This is a genomic window from Paenibacillus algicola, from assembly GCF_005577435.1.
In the GTDB taxonomy this organism is placed as follows: domain Bacteria; phylum Bacillota; class Bacilli; order Paenibacillales; family Paenibacillaceae; genus Paenibacillus_AQ; species Paenibacillus_AQ algicola.
In genome coordinates, this window is the sequence record NZ_CP040396.1 from 1,309,386 (window position 1) to 1,327,871 (window position 18,486).

At 55.4% G+C, this 18,486-nt stretch carries 22 protein-coding genes and 1 riboswitch; of the genes, 19 read left to right on the top strand and 3 right to left on the bottom strand.

Going from position 1 to position 18,486, the window contains the following annotated elements:
- Window positions 1–9 precede the first annotated feature (9 nt).
- Window positions 10–53: riboswitch (PreQ1 riboswitch) on the bottom strand.
- A gap of 84 nt (window positions 54–137) precedes the next feature.
- Both E6C60_RS05775 and E6C60_RS05780 read right to left on the bottom strand, forming a co-directional pair.
- Window positions 138–842, bottom strand: a complete 705-nt coding sequence (locus E6C60_RS05775; RefSeq protein ID WP_138224962.1) for an AIM24 family protein — start codon at window positions 840–842, stop codon at window positions 138–140.
- A gap of 16 nt (window positions 843–858) precedes the next feature.
- Window positions 859–1,311: a DUF1631 domain-containing protein gene (locus E6C60_RS05780; RefSeq protein ID WP_138224964.1), complete on the bottom strand. Its 453-nt coding sequence runs from the start codon at window positions 1,309–1,311 to the stop codon at window positions 859–861.
- Window positions 1,312–1,541: 230 nt separating this feature from the next.
- On the opposite strand from E6C60_RS05780, the gene E6C60_RS20860 reads away from it, so the two are divergent.
- From E6C60_RS20860 to E6C60_RS05790, 3 genes are all read left to right on the top strand, one after another.
- The gene (locus E6C60_RS20860) at window positions 1,542–1,685 is read left to right on the top strand and encodes a hypothetical protein (RefSeq protein ID WP_175415218.1); all 144 of its coding nucleotides are present in this window, start codon (window positions 1,542–1,544) and stop codon (window positions 1,683–1,685) included.
- Window positions 1,686–1,950: 265 nt separating this feature from the next.
- Complete coding sequence (locus E6C60_RS05785) at window positions 1,951–2,640, top strand: hypothetical protein (RefSeq protein WP_138224966.1); 690 nt, start codon at window positions 1,951–1,953, stop codon at window positions 2,638–2,640.
- Window positions 2,641–2,827: 187 nt separating this feature from the next.
- Window positions 2,828–3,226: a helix-turn-helix transcriptional regulator gene (locus E6C60_RS05790; protein ID WP_138224968.1), complete on the top strand. Its 399-nt coding sequence runs from the start codon at window positions 2,828–2,830 to the stop codon at window positions 3,224–3,226.
- A 108-nt stretch (window positions 3,227–3,334) separates the two neighbouring features.
- On the opposite strand, the gene E6C60_RS05795 is transcribed toward E6C60_RS05790, so the two are convergent.
- Entirely contained in the window at window positions 3,335–4,447 is a 1,113-nt protein-coding gene (locus tag E6C60_RS05795) for a YheC/YheD family endospore coat-associated protein (RefSeq protein WP_138224970.1), read from the bottom strand.
- Window positions 4,448–4,605: 158 nt separating this feature from the next.
- Between E6C60_RS05795 and E6C60_RS05800 the strand changes: the two genes are divergently transcribed.
- From E6C60_RS05800 to E6C60_RS05875, 16 genes are all read left to right on the top strand, one after another.
- Complete coding sequence (locus E6C60_RS05800) at window positions 4,606–5,742, top strand: glycosyltransferase family 4 protein (protein ID WP_233281162.1); 1,137 nt, start codon at window positions 4,606–4,608, stop codon at window positions 5,740–5,742.
- Between the two features lie 74 nt (window positions 5,743–5,816).
- Complete coding sequence (locus tag E6C60_RS05805; protein WP_138224974.1) at window positions 5,817–6,638, top strand: glycosyltransferase family 2 protein; 822 nt, start codon at window positions 5,817–5,819, stop codon at window positions 6,636–6,638.
- A 2-nt stretch (window positions 6,639–6,640) separates the two neighbouring features.
- Window positions 6,641–7,564, top strand: coding sequence for a glycosyltransferase family A protein (locus tag E6C60_RS05810; protein WP_175415219.1), 924 nt, complete (start codon window positions 6,641–6,643; stop codon window positions 7,562–7,564).
- Entirely contained in the window at window positions 7,561–8,313 is a 753-nt protein-coding gene (locus tag E6C60_RS05815; protein WP_138224978.1) for a glycosyltransferase family 2 protein, read from the top strand. Before E6C60_RS05810 ends, E6C60_RS05815 begins: the two co-directional genes overlap by 4 nt.
- A 17-nt stretch (window positions 8,314–8,330) precedes the next feature.
- Window positions 8,331–9,062 (top strand): sugar phosphate nucleotidyltransferase, encoded by a 732-nt coding sequence (locus tag E6C60_RS05820; RefSeq protein WP_138227653.1) that lies wholly within the window; start codon window positions 8,331–8,333, stop codon window positions 9,060–9,062.
- 100 nt (window positions 9,063–9,162) lie between these two features.
- The gene (locus tag E6C60_RS05825; RefSeq protein WP_138224980.1) at window positions 9,163–9,501 is read left to right on the top strand and encodes a nucleoside-diphosphate sugar epimerase; all 339 of its coding nucleotides are present in this window, start codon (window positions 9,163–9,165) and stop codon (window positions 9,499–9,501) included.
- A 46-nt stretch (window positions 9,502–9,547) separates the two neighbouring features.
- Window positions 9,548–9,859, top strand: a complete 312-nt coding sequence (locus E6C60_RS05830) for an alpha-helical endospore appendage domain-containing protein (RefSeq protein WP_138224982.1) — start codon at window positions 9,548–9,550, stop codon at window positions 9,857–9,859.
- Window positions 9,856–10,149, top strand: a complete 294-nt coding sequence (locus tag E6C60_RS05835) for a hypothetical protein (RefSeq protein ID WP_138224983.1) — start codon at window positions 9,856–9,858, stop codon at window positions 10,147–10,149. Before E6C60_RS05830 ends, E6C60_RS05835 begins: the two co-directional genes overlap by 4 nt.
- A gap of 4 nt (window positions 10,150–10,153) precedes the next feature.
- Window positions 10,154–10,459 (top strand): hypothetical protein, encoded by a 306-nt coding sequence (locus E6C60_RS05840; RefSeq protein WP_138224984.1) that lies wholly within the window; start codon window positions 10,154–10,156, stop codon window positions 10,457–10,459.
- 197 nt (window positions 10,460–10,656) lie between these two features.
- Window positions 10,657–11,757: a CgeB family protein gene (locus E6C60_RS05845; RefSeq protein WP_138224986.1), complete on the top strand. Its 1,101-nt coding sequence runs from the start codon at window positions 10,657–10,659 to the stop codon at window positions 11,755–11,757.
- 35 nt (window positions 11,758–11,792) lie between these two features.
- Window positions 11,793–12,911 (top strand): CgeB family protein, encoded by a 1,119-nt coding sequence (locus tag E6C60_RS05850; protein ID WP_138224989.1) that lies wholly within the window; start codon window positions 11,793–11,795, stop codon window positions 12,909–12,911.
- 162 nt (window positions 12,912–13,073) lie between these two features.
- Window positions 13,074–14,456, top strand: coding sequence for a glycosyltransferase family 4 protein (locus tag E6C60_RS05855; protein ID WP_217496387.1), 1,383 nt, complete (start codon window positions 13,074–13,076; stop codon window positions 14,454–14,456).
- A gap of 58 nt (window positions 14,457–14,514) precedes the next feature.
- The gene (gene wecB, locus E6C60_RS05860) at window positions 14,515–15,603 is read left to right on the top strand and encodes a non-hydrolyzing UDP-N-acetylglucosamine 2-epimerase (RefSeq protein WP_138224995.1); all 1,089 of its coding nucleotides are present in this window, start codon (window positions 14,515–14,517) and stop codon (window positions 15,601–15,603) included.
- Window positions 15,596–16,582 carry a polysaccharide biosynthesis protein gene (locus E6C60_RS05865; RefSeq protein ID WP_138224997.1) on the top strand — a complete coding sequence of 329 codons (987 nt, stop codon included), beginning with the start codon at window positions 15,596–15,598 and terminating at the stop codon, window positions 16,580–16,582. Before wecB ends, E6C60_RS05865 begins: the two co-directional genes overlap by 8 nt.
- Window positions 16,579–17,403: a dTDP-4-dehydrorhamnose reductase family protein gene (locus E6C60_RS05870; RefSeq protein WP_138225000.1), complete on the top strand. Its 825-nt coding sequence runs from the start codon at window positions 16,579–16,581 to the stop codon at window positions 17,401–17,403. Before E6C60_RS05865 ends, E6C60_RS05870 begins: the two co-directional genes overlap by 4 nt.
- On the top strand, window positions 17,385–18,332 hold the full coding sequence (locus E6C60_RS05875; RefSeq protein ID WP_138225002.1) for an NAD-dependent epimerase/dehydratase family protein: 948 nt from the start codon (window positions 17,385–17,387) through the stop codon (window positions 18,330–18,332). The genes E6C60_RS05870 and E6C60_RS05875 overlap by 19 nt, the downstream gene beginning before the upstream one ends.
- Window positions 18,333–18,486: the final 154 nt, after the last annotated feature.

Below are 18,486 nucleotides of genomic sequence, written 5' to 3' on the forward strand. Positions count from 1 at the left end.
GGAAAAAAAGGCTGTATAGTTTTTTATAGAGGGAGTTCGCGAACCTCTCCCATGCCAGGGCATGGACTGTCTTCAATTAGGTGCAAGGTCAGTCTTTACAATTGCAGCCTTGCTCGTGGTATTATAGCAGATCTCGCCTATTTGATAAATACCCCGCCGAATGGAATGACTTCCCTTAAAAATCTCCGGATGACGCTCTCGTCATTCATCTCTTCAGCCAGGCGGCTGTTCTGCCTCCCGGCCTGAAACAGGACATATCCCTCCCCGGTCAGCTTCCAGTGATAATTCATATGCTGGCTGGCGAGATGGTTGCCATAAACGGTCAGGTCGAGCTGCGCATTCTCGGGATAGGCAATCATGCTGCCGGCATCGACATAAATCGGCTCTGTCGGATGCAGCTTGACCTGGCAAACAGGGCCCTGCGTCAGAATCCCGATGCTTCCTTCCCCGCTGAACTTCATCTTGATCGCATCCCGGGTGACGAACATATTCTTGATCTTCAGGAAGCGGGACTGCATGCTGACGCCTTGCGTGTAGAAAAACACATGACGAAAATCATACAGCATATCCTCCTGATCCTGCAGAGGAATTTCCCTCATGCCGATGCCTGCCGGGAGTGCCGCGGTAAACTGACAGGGGCCGCTCATGTCGGCCCGCAGCAGCTTTTTCTTGCGGTAGATGCCCTTTACATTCATGAGGCGGTCATGGCGTCCGTGGGAGGGTCCGCGGTAAGCGATGATCTGCTCCGGGTGCAAAATATGAACCAGATCGCCCTCCTGCAGCGAAAAGGTAACGGCTTGTCCGGCTCCGCCTCCGGGGGTTTCCTCCAAACGGATCTTCACGCCCGTTCCTCCTCCTTTATGCTCTGCGGTTCGTCCGGCGCATGCCGTATCTGAGCGCCCGGGTCAGAATGAAGTAGCCGGCCAGCAGGCCTGCCGCGGTGTAGGCTGTCGTGCGGATTCGAGCAGCAGACTGCTGCCGGGCTTCTTCGGCCCGCTGTCTGGAGTCCTCAGCCTGTTGAAGCTGCTGGACCATCAGGCTGAGCTGCCGGTTCTGCTCGGCGAGCGCTTCGTTCTGCTGGCGATACAGCTCCGCGTCGGCGCGCACCTGATCGAGTTCTTCAAGCGACTGCTGATAGCTGCTCTTCAGCTCGTCAATTTCGCCGGGCAGCTCGGTGAACTGCTGTATATTATGATAGGCATCTGTGAAAAAATTGGCGCTTGCACGCTCGACAGCTCCCGGGAGCCATGTGCCTGCGGCCAGCAGGAGTGGGAGCGCCAGGGTCAGCTTCTGTAACAGGGGCTTATCCATGGGATCACCGCCTTAAATTCAAGTAGATAGCCACATTATACCTTTAAAATGCGCGACAAGTTTCTACAATATATTAACCTATTCTATAGCAGAGCACCATCACAGCAACCTGTTTCGGTGTTTGCTCCCAGGGGTATGTATATTAGGTGCAAGCCAGCAAGGCCTTCTGAAGAAAGCAGATAACCTATCCAAATATATAGAACCGTACCTATAAAGGAGAATGAACAGGCATGAATGACAATAATGTAAAGAAAATTATGATTACCGTGAACGGAAAGCCGGTAGGCAGCGGCTTGTGGATCGACAAGACGACATATGCTCCGGTAGACAAAAGCAGCTACACCGCTGCACTGCAGCCGAAAGCTGCAATGTAACCAAGCCGTTTACAACGGAATAAGCGCAATTACGGCCCGGGAGGTTCTCCCGGGCTTTTTAATGCCTGATTTTCACCAAGCAAAAGCTAATCCGATCGAGTAGAGGGTGCGTATATATCTACAGTATTCTTTTTTATTGGGAGTCAACGACGGGAAGAATTCGGGAGAAATGGAACACTAGTGTAAAAAGTGGCGTAGGAACAAATGTTCCGTGACAGAAAGCTGTCGATGCGTCTTGGTACAGTATTAAAAGAAGAGGAAAGAGGTGGAGAAAGTGCAGTCTGGCTTGTATACAGATTATAAATGGAGTAGAGAGCATATAGCAGCCGGCGGATTTTATCCGCTTTATTTACTGGCAGAATGGGGGCTTCAGGAGCAGTCAGGCATGAGCAGAAGCAGAGGCGCGGGCAAAGGGCTGACCAATCTTCAGCTTCATATCAAGCTTGATCGCGGTGTCCAGCTCATCACAGCTTTGGGATCTCCGCTGCAATGGGTGGACCGTGATTACGCTGTGATGGCGGTCGGCTCTCTTCGAAATGACTTGAAAAGGCAGGCCATCCTCCAGCTGCAGCTGGAGGGCAGGGCTTCCGGCCAGCATTCCGTGCTGCAGCTGTATTGGAGCTATCGTGATGATTATTGGGTGCAGGTGATGACGCCTGCGGTGCGTCTGCACCTGCAGTTCAGCAACCATACGTCCGTCTTGGTTCCCGCGATGGATACAAAGGTTGATAAATATCTTCGAATGCTGCAGAACCCGCTTCTGCTAGAGCGCGCGTTCAAGCTGTTCGAGCGGGGGAAAGCCCGTCAAGGCGAGGATTTGATCTGCAGGCGGGCTGATGAAATGCTGCTCTGTGCGCTTCGCTGGAACGATGCAGAGCTGCTTAAAGAAGCGGAATGGATGTATGCGCTTGCCCGGCAATGGAGCGAAACGTATGCGGTTTCACTTCAGGCCTAGGGACTATTGAACGGGAAAAGTTTGCAATTAAGGGACTTTTGTATTAAAAATAGATTATATTATACAGGTAAAAAGTTCTATATAAAATAGTCGGTGAAGAAGGAAAATGGTTACTAAAGGTAGAATTGACTAGAGCAAAAGACTTACTCACTAAGTCTAATTAACTAGAAAGATAGGGAGAATAGATATGACAGACCGACTGATCCGACTCATGAAAATCATTACGCTTGTCCAGGCAAGGCCGGGCATACTGGCCCGGGAGCTTGCTGAACGCTGTGGAACCAGCGAAAGAACGATCTACAGGGACATGGATGCTCTGAGTAGTATGCATATACCGATCATGCACATGGGACGGGGAAAGGGATATACCTTTATCGGGCATTTTGCGATGTATCCAATAGGCTTGACAGAGGAAGAGGCTCAGGCGCTTTTCAAGAGCCTGCCTCTGCTCGATGAGCTGAAGCCTCGGCTGCCGGAGGCTTTTGAAACTGCTTATGAGAAGGTACTGGCTGCGGTTTATAAGCAAAGCACAGAGAAAATGGAGATCTACGGAGAACGGGATGAAGAACCGGATGCCGATCAATAAACTGCTGACGTTTCACTTTCGTCATCTAGACAGAATCGTCCGCAGAGCGAAGATGACTATAAATATGGCCGTATCAGGAAAGAGATCCTGATACGGCCATATTTGTACTTAGCGGAAATCATCTTCCGGCCATGCCCTGTGCTTCAGCAGATAGCGGGCAAAGGCCATCGGCTTGCGGTAGGTCTCCTTCCATACCTCAGTCATTCCGGCTTTTTGAAATCCGTAACGCTGATCCCTGCCGTTGCATTCTATAAAGAATAGGCGTCCGTCGGACGTAAGGCCTGCGTCAATGCCAAAATCGGCGGCGTATAGCATATGGCGCGACAGCGCTGCGGCAATCCGGAGACCGAAGTGCTCCAGCCGCTCCACCAGCTGGCAGGCGGGAATGGCAGGGAACGAATCTCTAAGCACTCCTTCTATAGGAAGCGGAATGCCCCCTTGGGCAATGTTTGAGACAAAGGTTCCTTGCGGTGTAGTTCTGGCGAACATGCCGGTGACCTCCCAGGTCCCCTGCGCCCCCCGCTGAACCGTAATCCGGATGTCATAGGGATTGCCGCCGTACCTTGCCAGCGGAATGCGTTCCTGGACGAGAAAGGGCTGCCGGGAAATTCGGCGGCGCAGCAGGGCTGGAAGGCGTCCATGCCGGGCAGGGGCGCTACGCCAAGCGGCTGCAGACGGCGAGGACGTGGAATAGGTAAACCGGTCATGCTGCCGGCCGCGCTGCAGCCGCATAATGCCAAGTCCGACGCTGCCGCTGCAGGGCTTTACAATCACATCGCGGTGCTTCTTCAACATTAGCGCAATGGAGCTAGGGCGGGCAGGGGCTGTATGGGGCAGCAAGGACAGGGTTTCCGGCTGCTCTGCCAGCATGTGATGCACAAGATCCTTTCCATAGCGATTATAGGCGTTAAAGACATAGATGCCTGACGTGATCAAGTGCTCAATGATTTTTTTATGGGTTGGCCGCTGCAGTATAGATCGGTTGTGAATCACTTTCGGCAGCGGAACGGTTGTCTGTACATAGCCTGAATGACCAGGCGTCCAGGCAAGTACGGTTCGCGTGTCCAGCGCAATGTCCGTAATCCGGAAAAAGCACGGGATAAGACCCAGGTCTGCGGCCGCTTCTTCGTAGCAGGGGATAGATTCCGTCCCTGTAGACCCTTCCGGAATTCCGAGATACGCTGAGCTGTTGAGCAGTATACCGACATATTGCGGCTTCATGGACCAGCCTCCCTCCTGATCAATTCGGTGTATTCTCCTTGTATTGTATGGGAGATAAGCCCCTTCGGGATGGACGGGTGCCGGATTCCACGGGCCTATCTTTTCACTTTGACATGCAGCAGAGCGGTACCATATGCAATAGGAAAGGAGGCTGTGGGATGAGAAAAGTCGCGGTCATTACACCGGGTTCCTTCGTCATTCCTTCAGCAAGAAGCAGCTCGGTGGAACGGGTTATTGAACAGGTGGTTCCGCTTGCCCGTCAGGACCTGGACATCCGTATCTATGGAACCGGAGGAAGAGGGCTTTCCTTAAAAGGATACGTGCATGGAGTTCCTTGCATCCGGCTGCCGGCTGCTTCCTATCATAAATCCTTGGTTCGAGGCCTGACGTCCTGGAGGCCAGAGGTGGTGGAGGTCAACAATCGCCCCTTTATACTACAGAAGCTGAAGGCCAGGCTTCCGGGTGTCAAGATGGTCCTGAATCTCCATTCCAACACCTTCATTCGCCCCCCCAGCCTGAAGCCGGGGCAGTTCGAGGCTGCACTGGGTCAAGCGGACTGCATTATCGTGAACAGCCGATATCTCAAACAGTTTATTGAAGCCGGTTTTAGGCGAATGCCGCCGGAAATTATAGTCAATCACCTTGGCGTCAGGCCAGAGGACTTCACGCCGCGGTTTACGCCGGCGGTTGAAGCGCTGCGAGGTCTGCAGCTGGCGCAGCGGGGCTGGGAGGGAAAGAAGATTCTTCTCTTTGTCGGGCGACTGATTCCGGAGAAGGGCGTTCATCATATTATCGAGGCCCTGCCGGGCATTATTGCGGTGCATCCGGATGTACATGTCCTCATTATCGGCAGTGCAGGCTATAGCTCCGACCGCGAAACCGCTTATGTACGGAGGCTGAAGCAGATCGCACGGCCTGTGGCTCCCTGGATCACATTTCAGCCCTATGTTCCGTTTCCGGCTCTGGTTCATTGGTACACCCTGGGTGACGTAATGGTGGTCCCCTCCTCTACCCGGGAAGCCTTTGGTCTGGTTAATGTGGAGGCTATGGCAACAGCTCTCCCGATTGTAGCGGCGGCGGCCGGAGGTATACCTGAGGTTGTAGAGGACGGCGTCAGCGGGCTGCTGGTTCCGCCCGAGAGCCTGCCCTGGGGGCTTGTAGCTCCAATCAACCGGCTTCTGGGCGATGAGTCACTGCGGGCAAGTATGGGAGCAGCAGGGCTTGCGCGTTGCCATCGCCAATTCCGCTGGGATCTGACGGCCGCACGCTGGGCGCAGCTGATGCAGCGGGTATAGGAGCCGTGTCCGCGCTGCATTGCTGACATACCATAAGATAGATGAAATGTCGCATCATAAAAAGAGGGATGTAGATGGTAAAGCGATGGGGAAGCCGCAAAGCGCCTCTGCAGCTTTGGCATAAGAAAGACGACACGGTTGCTGCTCAGAGGCCGTATGTATCGGTCATCATTCCAGCGATGAATGAGTCTGCGACCATTGCGAGAGTCATCAGGGAAGCTGCAAAGGTGCACCGTGACACAGAAATCATTGTGGTTGCCAACGGCTGCAGTGATCATACGGCGAGAATCGCCCGGGCGTCAGGGGCAAGGGTGCTGACGTTTCGAACCCCGCTGGGGCATGATGTAGGGCGAAGCGTCGGTGCGGGGGCTGCGCGGGGGGAGGTCCTGTTATTTATCGATGGAGATATGGTAATTCCGTCCCGGGATCTGCGCCGTTTCGTAGAGGCTGTCACTACCGGGGTGGATGTCGCCCTGAATGACTATGAGGGTCCGGTAGAGCGGCAGCCCGTGCACCGTGTCATTCTGGCAAAGCACGTGCTGAACATTGCACTGGGGCGGCCAGAGCTTGCCGGAGCTTCTATGACGGCGGTTCCGCATGCACTTAGCCGAAAAGCACTTGAAATCATTACCGCGCCAGCCCTTTCGGTGCCTCCCCGTGCCCAGGCTGCTGCCATGATGTCCGGGCTTCAGGTGCAGCGGGTGCACCGGGTTGAGGTTGGAAGAATGAACCCTCGGCGGGTTCAGGGCCGTGATCCGCTGGAAGCGCTCGTGCTGAGTGATCATCTGGAAGCCTTACAGAAACTCTTTCGGAGCAAGGGCTGCCGGGGAGGCTTTCCAGTTTCCTTAGATGCCGCCGCTAGAGAGGAAAAAGCCCGAACTGAGGTGGTCACATGAACATGAAATCCAGAAGCCACAAACGTAAATCGAGGTTGAAAAGAGCTGCTGAGATGCTGCATCCTTCGAAAGGAAGAGAGGCAAGGAGCAGAAGAAGCTGTGCTCGCAGGCGGCCGCCTGGCAAGGCGCTCAAGCTTCCTATAGAGCAGCGAAAGCTGCAGGAGGACCGCAGGGTCTCTGCCGTGGTGGGCGTAGGAAACGGAATGATTTACGCACCGGAAGTGGTGGAGAGCCTCCTCTCCATGTCACTGCATGAGGTCATTATTGTGCTGGACGAAAGTCAATCCCAAGCCTTCGAACACGCCCGTTCCTGTAAAGGGGCTATTGTGATTAATCAGCCGGACATCTTGTCTGCGGGGGCAGCACATGTCTTGGGTGCGGAGGTCAGCACAGGAGAGATTGTCATGTTCATGCCCGGAGATCGGATCGTGACGGAAGAGGAGCTGGCCCTTTATATAGAGGCCTGCAGCCAAGGTACGGATGTTGTGCTTCAGGATCTTTCCGGGCGGCTTCCGGCTTTCAAGCATCAAAGCCGGGAAATGCGTGTCCGAAGCTTTCTGAACCGGATCATGGGTCGGGAGGATCTGAATGCCAGCTCGCTTACTGAGCTGCCGCACGCGCTCAGCCGGCGGGCCATTCAGTGTATGGGAAGCTTCCGTCTCGCGACCCCGGCCAAGGCGCATGGATCGGCTTTGGCCGGGGGACTGAAGATCAGGGCTGTCAGCGCTGCCCCGCTGGCACCGGAGTCCACAAAAGAATCAGAGAAGGGCATGGACATGGACATGTCTGAGTCCTCCCTTGCAGAGGAGATCCTCATCGGTGACTATCTGGAGGCGCTGGGCAGCATGATGGAAAGACTCGGTCCGTCGCTAACCCTAGCGCCGCCTTCCCGCAAAGTGCTCGCCGCCAGGAGGAACCGCCGATGAGCAGTATAACCCGCTTGACGAGCATAATTATTCCTACCTTCAATGGCCTGGAGCTGCTGCGCTCTTGTGTAGAGCATATTCGGACATATACCGACACAGCCTATGAGATCATTGTGGTTGACAATGGCTCCCGGGACGGCACCTGTGAATATTGCTTACAGGAGGGGCTCTTCCTGATCTCACTGCCGCAGAATCTGGGCTTCCCCGCCGCTTGCAATTATGGGCTGCGCGCTGCCCGGGGCGACTCGCTGCTGCTGCTCAATAACGACGTTCTTGTCTCCCCGCGCTGGCTGTCTCTGCTGACGCAGGCCTTATACAGCCGGCCCGAATATGGCATCGCCGGTCCGGTCACTAATTATGCGAGCGGCATCCAGCAGGTGAAGGTAAGCTATAAGAACCGCGAGGGCTTTCTTGTAGAGGCAGAGCGCCACAACCGGAGTAATCCCGCGCGGTGGCGCGAAGTGCAGCGGATTGTCGGATTATGCTTTTTGTTCAAACGGGAGGTTGCACAGAGCATTGGCCTGCTCGATGAAGGCTTCTCACCAGGCCATTATGAAGATGACGATTACTGCTACAGAGCGCGAAAGAAGGGCTACCGCCTGATTCTGGCCGGAGATGTTCTCGTGCATCATGAGGGAAGCGCCAGCTTTCGGCGGCGTTACCCCCGGGGAATGCGGGCTTTAATTGCCCGGAACCGGAAGCGGTTTATACAAAAATGGGGCTGTGATCCCCGCACATTCATAACCTGATGGAGGCGATGGTGAAGATGAAGGGAGTGCTGCTGGCTGGCGGAAACGGCACCCGGCTTGCGCCTTTGACGAAGCTGATGAACAAGCACCTCTTGCCGGTAGGCCGGTATCCGATGATTGCCTATGGCATCGACCGACTCCGCCTTGCAGGCATTACAGAGGTACTGCTCATTACAGGCGCTAGATCACTGGGATTATACGCTGAATATTTTGAGAATGGACTCAAGCATGGAGTGCGCTTGACCTACCGAGTTCAGGAGCAGGCCGGCGGCATTGCCGAGGCGCTGGAGCTGGCAAAGGGCTTTATTTTGCCGGGGGAAAAATTTGTGATGCTGCTGGGAGATAACCTGTTTCTGGATGATCTGCAGCCCTATCTTCGAAACTTCAACAAGCAGCCGGCAGGCAGCGCACGCGTGCTGCTCAGTCCGGTAAAAGACCCGCATCGTTATGGGGTTCCTGTCTTCAATGCAGAGCAGAGCTCGAAGATTGACCGGATTGAAGAGAAGCCGCAGCAGCCGCAAAGTCAATATGCCGTGACAGGGATTTACATGTACGATGATGCGGTGTTCCAATGGATTGAACGCATCCATCCCTCGGCGCGCGGAGAGCTGGAAATTACCGATGTGAACAATCTGTATGCGGGTGAAGGCAGGCTTGAGTATGATGTGCTGACACAGTGGTGGTGTGATGCCGGCACGTTTGAATCCCTGGCGGAGGCTTCGTTGAAGATGAAAAATGTGACGCTGTAAGACTGAGTTCGGAACCGGTTCTGCCCGTCGTGCATATGTTAAACGAGAAACCCGTACCATACCGTACCGGTGCTATTGTCCATAGATGGGAGGTGCCTGCATGGAGCAGAAGATTGACGAGCTTATGAACCATCTGTCCCATTCGCAGCAGCAAATGGCGCGGATCCTGGAGGCCCAGCGCCATGCCGCCGTGCGGATGGCTCAAGTGGTACATGGTATGCCGGATGACTGGAGTGCTCGGTCTGGAGTCGCCGGAAATGAAGGGAAGCCCGGGAGCCGGGAAAGCGATGATGCCGCAGAAGGCTTTATTCAACAGATCCAGCAGGTCAATGGCAGCATTGCAGCCTATTTGAACGTGATGGCTGATTTTCAGCAGGCGGCGGCGGATCATTTGGAGATGGTCATGAAGGAGCTGCGGGGCGGGGACAGCGAGGAATAATCCAGGCAGGCATACCAAGGCACAAGGCAGTCAAGCGGAGGCGTATATGAGCAGAAATGATTCTTTGATGCGGATGCTGGATGCCGCAGTGTCCATCCAGCGGGAGACAGCGCTCATTTTGGCGGGCAAAGCGGTGGAAGCGGAGAAAGTGAAGCAGTGGGTCATTACTTACGGCGGAAATGTGGATACCCTGCAGGAGCCGCTGGCGATCCATGAGCAGATTGTAGAGCAGATCGAGGGCCTGACGCGGATCAGCTCCGGTCTGTGCCGGAACCTCAGAGCAGTGCTGCAGGCAGGAGACGAGGATTCGGAGGCCTCCGGCTTTGAAGGCTTTGATTTCGGGGATGCACAGAAATGAGCCGTTCAACGCGTCGGGAGCAGGAGGCCAAGGCGGAGCTCGTCGCTTCAATCGCCCGCAGTCAGCATGCGCTGGCCCACATGCTGGAGCAGATTGCCGAATCGGCTTCCTTCTCCGATGTGACGGTGAAGAAGCTTGCGGAGAATATTCGCCTGCTGACCCAATATCAGGAAGTCATGTCTCAGATGCTGACAGGGATCTCCTTTAACCGGGTGAAGGAGGGCGCACCTGCTCCTGTCTGGCTGGCCAGCATTGCCGGGCGGGAAACCAGACCACAGGGTAGGAGGTAACGGCATGAAGACATCCCGATCTGCGCGTCCGGGCCGGGCGAGAAAGCCGGGACGGCGAACCCCGTCCCGCCGCAGTGTACCAGGGACCTTGCGCAGTAAGAAGGTCAGACGGACCTTGGCTGTTAAAAAGTCGATCGTCCGTGCCAAGCTGCGCCGTAAGGCCCGCAGGAGGCCGGGAAGCAAGTCGGTCAAGCAGAGACTCAGCCGACTGACGTTCAACCCGACTTATGCAACCGGCTATGCCCAGGCCTATGATGAAGGCTTTAACTCCGGATTTGCCAAGGGCTATGAAGACGGGCTGAAGGTATAAAAATTGCTTTTTTGAACGTAAAGAGCTGTGCGGAAAGTCTTCCCCGGCTCTTTTTTTGCTGCTTGCGGGCTCCGCAGAAGCGGGCATCCGCCAATTTCCGGCGGCTGTGGACATCCGTCCATGATGCATCCGTCCTGCCGGCATATAGTTTATGGAACCGTTTTGGTATAGGAATTCAATGAAGCAGGGTGAAGCGGATGAAGCAGAGACTCAAGCAAGCAGACCGGAGGAAGCAGCATTATAGGGAGGGCTTTCTGGAAGGATACCGGCTGGGCTTGTGCCGGGCGGTTACAGACCGGATTCCCGACCCGGCATCGCCTCAGCTGGATCTAAAGCTCATGTACATTCCCCAAGGCTTTGAGTCGATTGATGCCGGCATCGAAGCCGCTCTCAGCACGATGGTGAGAGAATGGATTCAGGTGAGTCCGGAGGGCATGCTGGAGGCTGCCCGCAAGGAAAGACCGGACGTCATTCTGGTCATGAACGGGCTGCATGTGTTTCCGAAGGACTGGACGATGCAGCTGGAGGAGGTCTCCTCTCTTGGCATCACAACCGCTGTGTGGTTTGTGGATGATCCTTATTTTACGGAGGAGACGTCTGTGCTGTGCCGGCACTATGATCTGGTGTTCACCCACGAGCTGAGCTGTGCCGAGCTGTATCGTTCATTAGGCGCGGAGCGGGTGCACTATATGCCGCTGGCGGTGCATCCCGGCATCTTTGCCCCGATCCCGGCAGGGGCGGACTATCAGTCTGATATTTGCTTTATCGGCAATGCCTTTCGTAACCGGGCTGCGCTGTTTGATGAGCTGGCCCCGTATTTATCCGGCAAAAAAGTCCGCATTATCGGCGGGTTCTGGGAGCGATTGACGCGTTACAAACAGCTGTCCCCCTGTATAAAAAGCGGATTCATTCCACCAGCGGAAACGGCAAAGTATTATAATGGCGCGAAAATTGTCATCAATCTTCACCGGCCTGCAGGGATCGGAGACGATAACCGGAACAGCCTGGGTCTGCCGGGCAGGTCCATTAATCCTCGGACCTTTGAGATCAGCGCTTGTGGAACACTGCAGCTCACCGATATCCGCGAGGATTTGTATCACTATTACGAGCCGGGCGTGGACATCGAGACGTTCCGCGATGCTAGAGAGCTGCAGCACAAGCTGGAGCATTATTTATCCCGGGAGCAGGAGCGGCTGGATATTGCAGTACGCGGGCTCCGGACGACCTGGTCCCGGCACACGTATAAGCACAGGCTGCCTCAGCTTCTGGAGATTCTGGCGCAGGCTGTGCAGCCATGAGTTGAAACCTTCAGGAAAGAGGGAGAGTGGTGATCATGCGTAACAAAATGCCTTCCCCGCAGCCTCCGGGAGCTCTAGCCTATCTTCAGGGCCGGGAGGCGGGGCAGCGCGAGGGCTATGAGGAAGGATATTTTCGAGGCAAGCAGCAGGCGTACACGCAGCGCAGCCACTTTACGCCGGCAATGCGGGACGTCCACGTGCTGTATGTTGCGTCCGGTAAAGGCTATCCGTATTCGCCGATTGATGAAGCAGTGTTTGCGACCCTGCAGAGCATGGTCCGGCAGGTTACCCTCTCGGATTCCAGAGCGGATGTCGCTTCCGCAGCGGCCGGATGCCGGCCGGATGTGATGATTGTGCTGGACGGGATGTTTTTACCGACGGATCAGGTAGACCAGGTTCGCAGCATGGGCATCCCTACCGCCGTATGGATGACGGATGATCCCTACTATGCAGATATGTCGGCAGGCTGGGTCATGCATTATGATTACGTATTTACCTTAGAAAAAAATTGTGTGGCTTACTATCAAAATCTGGGCTGCCCGCGGGTTGCCTACCTTCCGTTTGCCGCTTATCCCGGTCATTACCGCCCGGTTCCAAAGCCGACTGCCTTCCGCAGGCAGGTGAGCTTTATCGGGACGGCCTACCCGAAGCGGATTGAATTTTTCAGTCCGATTATGGAGGAGCTGATGAAATTTGATATGCACATTAACGGGAACTGGTGGGAACGGCTTCCGGGCTACAGTCGATATGGCACAAGGATTGAAATGAATAAATGGATGGGACCGGCGGAGACCGCAGACGTCTACAACAGTGCCAAGATCGTCGTGAATCTGCACCGGGCTTTTGATGATGCTGCCATCAACCAGAATACCAGCCGGATTCAGGCAGCTTCTCCCAATCCGCGAACCTTTGAAATCGGCGCCTGCGGAACGCTTCAGCTCTGTGATGAGCGGGAGGATCTGGCCAGCTTCTACACGCCCGGCGTGGAGATGGATACCTTTCGGTCTCCGGCTGAGCTGCTGGAGAAAATCGCCTATTATGTGGCCAACGAGCCGCTTCGCAAAGAAATCGCGCTGCGGGGACTGGAGCGGACGCTGAAAGAGCATACGTACGCCCACCGGCTGGAACGGATGCTGTCGGTGATTTTTGCGTAGCCGGCGACATGAAGCTGTCGCCGCCTGAAATGGTTGAATGGAGGGGAACAAGCGTCGTTACACCGCCGCTGTCCTCGTAATATATTGTACCAACTGGGTCCGGAGGAGGTGAAGTTCGCACCCTGCGCGAGTATCGCAAGCGGCAGAGTGTGATGGATGGTTATGAGCTCAAAGCCGAAGCTGCTATTGTTTTCTCACTTATCCAATCCTGACAGCATTACCGGTGCGGAAAAGCTGCTGCTGTTTTTTTGCCGGGAATTGCTGCCGTACTTTGACTGTGTGCTGGTGGCTCCGGGAGAGGGGCGTCTCACCGCCTTGGCCCGGGAGTCTGGCGTTCCTGTTAGAATCTGGCCCCTTCCACTGCTGTACAGCGTGTATACGCCTTCGCCGCAATTGAAAGAGGAGGCCCGGCGGATGAGAACAAAGCCGGTCTACCGGAGGCTGGTCCGCTGGATGGCGAAGGAAGCGCCAGATCTTATTCTGACCAATACCTGTGTTCATTACCTTCCGGCAGCTGCCGGAAAGGCACTGGGCATCCCGGTCATCTGGAAGCTGAACGAGGTGATGATGGATAACGGATTTCTGCAGGAATCGGCAGCGCTCATTGATACCTTTAGCGACTGGATTCTCGGGATCTCTCAATCCGTGGTCCAGTGCTTTAGTGAGCCTGTACGAAGCTCCAAGTGCTTCGTGCTGTACCCTTCCTGGAATGAAGAGGAGCTGCAGCCTGCAGCCTGGACTGAGCTTCGGGAGCAACGGCGCGCTGCACTCGGCGTAGATGCCGGGATGCCGCTGATCGGTGTCGTCTCTTCCTTTCTCGTTCCGAATAAAGGGATCGCGGATTTCGTCGAGATGGGAATCGCTTTGAAGGAGCGTAACCCGCAAGCCAGGTTCTGGATTGTCGGCAGCGTATTGCAGGAGGAGTACTATGCTCAGCTCCAGGCCCGGATAACCGAGGCTGGCGCTGCGGAGCGTTTTCTGATCACAGGCAGTCAGGAGCAGTTAGAGCCGGTGTACAGCGCCCTCGATATTCTTGTGGTGCCAAGCCGGGTGCCGGAAGGCTTTGGACTGACTGCTCTGGAGGGTATGGTACATGGCAAGCCGGTCGTTGCTTATGCCCACGGCGGGTTAAAGGAGCTGCTGGAGGCGGCAGGGAGCCCGGCGCTGCTGGCCGAGCCGGGAAATCCCGGCGCACTGGCGGATGCGGTGCAAGGTCTGCTGGAGGATGCCGCATCGTGCCGGGCTTTAGGAGAAAGCAGCCGGGGCAATGTCCTGGGTATATTCGGTCCGCAAATGTACCGCATGCGGCTGCAGGAGCTTATCAGCCGCTGGGTGCTGGAGAGACCTCTAGGCTTCCAGAAGGGGGCCGAACGAAGAAAAAGCAGCGCGCGAGCGGTGCCGGTCAAACGAGGCAGGAGCCGGAGGTCGCTTCGTGTACGTGCCAAAGCCCGTCGCCGCCGGTTGACTGCAGCCCCCAGCCGGACGCGCAGCCGGCACAAAAGCTTGTCGCGGACAGACAAGCGAAGCAGGCTAAGGCGCGGCTGAAGCCGGGCGCTGTCCATGGGTCAGCCCCGGACTACGATGATAAGGAGCACACCCGCAGATGAAAGTCTTAACGATTCTAGGAACCCGGCCTGAAATTATCCGGCTGAGCTTGATTATTCCTCTATTGGACCGTTTTGCAGAGCGTCATGTGCTCGTTCATACCGGTCAGAATTTCACCGCAGGTCTGAGCCAGGTGTTCTTCTCGGAGCTTGGTCTTCGAAATCCGGACTACGTGCTTCAGGACCGCCAGGCCTCGCTGGGAGGTCAGCTGTCTCTGATGTTCAGCCGAATGGAAGAAATTCTGGAGGCGGAGCAGCCGGACACTGTGCTGCTACTGGGAGATACGAACAGTGCACTGTGCGCCGTTCTGGCGGAACGGATGGGGTATCCCGTTGTGCATATGGAAGCCGGGAATCGCTGCTTCGATTTGAACGTGCCGGAAGAGAAGAACCGGAAGGTTATTGATGCCGTTTCTTCAATTAATATGCCTTACACCGAGTATAGCCGAAAGCATTTGCTGCGCGAGGGTGTTCCCAGCCAGCGGATCGTCTTGACCGGCAATCCAATCTATGAAGTGATGAAGCATTACGAGAAGCATATTCAGGAGAGCCAGGTGCTGCAGAGGCTGTCCCTGACGCCAAAGCAATATTTCCTGGTCACCGTGCACCGGTCCGAAAATGTGGACCGCCCCGAGCCGCTGCGTGAAATTTTGGCCGGCTTGAACCGGGTAGCCGAGACGTACGGACAGCGGTTGATTTGCAGCCTTCATCCCCGTACAGCCTCCAGGCTGAAGGCGGCCGGCACAGTCATGCACCCGCTGGTGGAGTTTCATGAGCCGTTCGGATTTTTCGATTTTGTCCGTCTGGAGCAGGATGCCAGATGCGCGATTACCGACAGCGGTACCGTTCAGGAGGAATGCTGCATTCTGCACGTGCCTACCGTAACGGTTAGGCGGACGACAGAGCGTCCCGAGACGGTAGACTGCGGCAGCAACATCGTCTCCGGTGTAGATGCAGACCGTATCCATGATGCGGTGAAGCTGATGACAGAGCTGAAGCCGGATTGGGTTTGTCCGGAAGGGTATTTGACGGAGCATGTGTCGCACACCGTCGTAAAATATGTGGTTGGAGGGAAAGTGAATGTTTAATAATCAACGTATTCTGGTTACGGGCGGCACAGGCTCTTGGGGACATGAATTGATCAGCCAGCTGCTGCCGCAAAATCCGAAGCAGATTATCGTATTCTCCAGAAGCGAGGCGACTCAGGTCGCAATGGACCGTGAATTCGAGGACCAGCGGCTGACCTTTCGGATTGGAGATATCCGGGATAAGGAGGCGTTAAGCGCCGCCTGTCAGGGCGTCGATTATGTGTTCCATCTGGCGGCGCTCAAGCATGTGCCGGTATGTGAAGAACACCCGTATGAGGCGCTGAAGACGAATGTGGTCGGCACGCAGCACGTGATCGAGGCCGCCATTGAGAATAAAGTGAAAAAGGTCATCTATATCTCGACAGATAAGGCCGCGAATCCTTCCAACTTCTACGGTATGACCAAGGCGATCGGCGAAAAGCTGATCGTGTATGCCAACCTGCTCAGTCCGGACACGAAATTCGTATGCGTCCGGGGCGGGAATGTGCTTGGCACGAATGGCAGTGTGGTGCATCTGTTTATTAACCAGATTAACCAGAAGGGGCAGATCCGCATTACCGATCTTGGGATGACGAGATTCTTCCTGACGCTGAAGGACGCCATCTCCCTGCTGTTCAAGGCTTCGATCGAAAGCGTTGGCGGAGAAATTTTCGTGATGATGATGCCGACGTGTAAAATTTCGGATTTAGCCGAGGTGCTGATTGAGCATTCCCAGAAGCAGGGCATCAAGCTGGTAGAGACAGGAGTGCGTCCAGGGGAGAAAATTCACGAAATACTGATGAGCGATTTCGAGAGCCTGACAACCGTAGCCTATGATGATCAGTATTTGGTCATCCTTCCGACACTGGATATTCCCGGCATTCAGTCTCATTATGCCAGCAAGCCGAAGGTTGCGTTCAAGAGCTTTAGCTCGGAATTTAATCTGATGAGCAAGCAGGAAATTCGGGACATTTTGCAGCGCGGAGGATTTTTGTCATGAAAATGCTGGTGCTGGGAGGGAATGGCATGGCTGGCCATGTGCTTGTGGATTATTTCCGCAGGCACGGCCATCATGTGTTTTACACGACACGGGACCGCAGGAGTGAGGACGGCCTGCTGCTGGATGCGGGAGATATCGGCGCGGTGGAGCACATCGTTCGCGCTGTCTCGCCGGAGGTTATCATCAATGCGGTCGGCGTACTGAACCAGTTCGCAGAGCAGGACAAAATTAACGCCTACCATATTAACGGATTTCTGCCCCACCGCCTGCGTCATATGGCAGATGCCATTTCGGCGCGCCTGATTCATATTAGCACGGATTGTGTATTCTCGGGCAGCCGGGGAGGATACCAGGAAAAGGATACCCCGGACGGTACCTCCGTCTATGCCCTGACGAAGGCGCTGGGAGAGGTCTCGCATCCGGAGCACCTCACGATTCGGACCTCCATCATTGGACCGGAAATCCGCTCCGGTGGCATTGGTCTGTTCGAATGGTTTATGCGGCAGGAGGGCAAGGTTTCCGGATATCGGAACGTCTGGTGGAACGGAGTCACCACGCTGGAGCTGGCCAAAGCGATTCACCATTTCATCAGCTCAGACCTTGGAGGCTTAATCCACCTGGCTCATCCCGAGCCGCTTAGCAAGTATGAGCTGCTGCAGCTGTTCAAGGATCTATGGAACAAAGAAGATACCCTCATCGAGCCTGACGATGCCATGGTACAGGATCGAACGCTGATCTCAACTCGGGAAGACGTGGAGTATGCTCTCCCTTCGTATCCTGACATGCTGAGGGAGCTGCGGCAATGGCAGCAAAGGGGTTGAAGCCTGCCCTGTTGGTGACCGGGGCTTCAGGCTTTACCGGCAGGCATGCGTGTCAGCATTTCCATGACCTCGGCTGGGCCGTTACAGCGGCAGTGCGCAAGACTCCGCCGGCTTCGCTTCTTCCGGGCGTGAAGGCGGCAGAGTGTGAGCTGACTGACCGGGAGCAGGTCCGCCAGCTGATTGACAGGATCAGACCTCATTATGTTCTGCATGTAGCCGGTAGGAATGCAGTGCCGGATTCCTGGCGCGATCCGGCTGCGCATATGGAAGCCAATGTGATGGCCCCGGTATATCTCATGGAGGCGATGCGTGAATTCAGGCCGGACGGCAGGCTGCTGCTGGCGGGCTCCAGGCTGGGAGTGGATCCTGCCCAGGGAGCCCGTTCTGTGCCGCATCCTTACAGCCTTAGCAAGAGCGTAGGAAGCTGGGTCGCAGAGGCCTGGTCCGCCTTATATCATCTGCCTGTGATGATCGCTGAGCCTTCGAATCTAATCGGTCCTGGGGAATCCACAGGCTTTTGCATGCTGCTGGCAAAGCATATTGCCCGCTGCGAGCTTGGTACTATGGAAGGTAAGGCTCCGTTTACCATCTCCTCCAGAGGAGCAGTTCGTCGATTTCTGGACGTCAGAGACGCGGTTTCAGCTTATGAGAAGCTGCTGTTATCCGGTGCACCGGGAGAAGTATATCCTGTAACCGGAGAGCAGGAGTGGACTTTGGGCGAGGTTGCAGAGCGGCTGTTATGTAAAGCTCGCGGCAGCGTACCTGTGCAGTGGGGCAGTGAGACTGACAACGCCCCCGCTCCCCCCAAAAGTGAGACTGTACGCTCTCCGTCATTGTCAGAACTGGGCTGGCGTCCTGGAATTGAAATGGAGAAGAGCCTGGATGATATTTTGGCCTATGCACGAGCTGTCACGGAATCCTCGCGATAACAAGCTTCCCCCTTGCGAGGGGCAGTGTCGCATGACATTAACCATAATAGGAAGACGGCAGACTGCTGATCCCTCGGCGGTCTGTTTGCCTTTTGCTGGAGGTGCTTGCTTTTCATCCTCATGCGTCTTTGGTGCATCCAAAACCTTTCAGCAT

Bases quoted from the DNA above. Each gene is read 5' to 3' on its own strand.
- E6C60_RS05780 (WP_138224964.1), bottom strand. From the start codon at position 1,311: ATGGATAAGCCCCTGTTACAGAAGCTGACCCTGGCGCTCCCACTCCTG.
- E6C60_RS20860 (WP_175415218.1), top strand. From the start codon at position 1,542: ATGAATGACAATAATGTAAAGAAAATTATGATTACCGTGAACGGAAAG.
- E6C60_RS05790 (WP_138224968.1), top strand. From the start codon at position 2,828: ATGACAGACCGACTGATCCGACTCATGAAAATCATTACGCTTGTCCAG.
- E6C60_RS05795 (WP_138224970.1), bottom strand. From the start codon at position 4,447: ATGAAGCCGCAATATGTCGGTATACTGCTCAACAGCTCAGCGTATCTC.
- E6C60_RS05800 (WP_233281162.1), top strand. From the start codon at position 4,606: ATGAGAAAAGTCGCGGTCATTACACCGGGTTCCTTCGTCATTCCTTCA.
- E6C60_RS05805 (WP_138224974.1), top strand. From the start codon at position 5,817: ATGGTAAAGCGATGGGGAAGCCGCAAAGCGCCTCTGCAGCTTTGGCAT.
- E6C60_RS05810 (WP_175415219.1), top strand. From the start codon at position 6,641: ATGAAATCCAGAAGCCACAAACGTAAATCGAGGTTGAAAAGAGCTGCT.
- E6C60_RS05815 (WP_138224978.1), top strand. From the start codon at position 7,561: ATGAGCAGTATAACCCGCTTGACGAGCATAATTATTCCTACCTTCAAT.
- E6C60_RS05820 (WP_138227653.1), top strand. From the start codon at position 8,331: ATGAAGGGAGTGCTGCTGGCTGGCGGAAACGGCACCCGGCTTGCGCCT.
- E6C60_RS05825 (WP_138224980.1), top strand. From the start codon at position 9,163: ATGGAGCAGAAGATTGACGAGCTTATGAACCATCTGTCCCATTCGCAG.
- E6C60_RS05830 (WP_138224982.1), top strand. From the start codon at position 9,548: ATGAGCAGAAATGATTCTTTGATGCGGATGCTGGATGCCGCAGTGTCC.
- E6C60_RS05835 (WP_138224983.1), top strand. From the start codon at position 9,856: ATGAGCCGTTCAACGCGTCGGGAGCAGGAGGCCAAGGCGGAGCTCGTC.
- E6C60_RS05840 (WP_138224984.1), top strand. From the start codon at position 10,154: ATGAAGACATCCCGATCTGCGCGTCCGGGCCGGGCGAGAAAGCCGGGA.
- E6C60_RS05845 (WP_138224986.1), top strand. From the start codon at position 10,657: ATGAAGCAGAGACTCAAGCAAGCAGACCGGAGGAAGCAGCATTATAGG.
- E6C60_RS05850 (WP_138224989.1), top strand. From the start codon at position 11,793: ATGCGTAACAAAATGCCTTCCCCGCAGCCTCCGGGAGCTCTAGCCTAT.
- E6C60_RS05855 (WP_217496387.1), top strand. From the start codon at position 13,074: ATGAGCTCAAAGCCGAAGCTGCTATTGTTTTCTCACTTATCCAATCCT.
- wecB (WP_138224995.1), top strand. From the start codon at position 14,515: ATGAAAGTCTTAACGATTCTAGGAACCCGGCCTGAAATTATCCGGCTG.
- E6C60_RS05865 (WP_138224997.1), top strand. From the start codon at position 15,596: ATGTTTAATAATCAACGTATTCTGGTTACGGGCGGCACAGGCTCTTGG.
- E6C60_RS05870 (WP_138225000.1), top strand. From the start codon at position 16,579: ATGAAAATGCTGGTGCTGGGAGGGAATGGCATGGCTGGCCATGTGCTT.
- E6C60_RS05875 (WP_138225002.1), top strand. From the start codon at position 17,385: ATGGCAGCAAAGGGGTTGAAGCCTGCCCTGTTGGTGACCGGGGCTTCA.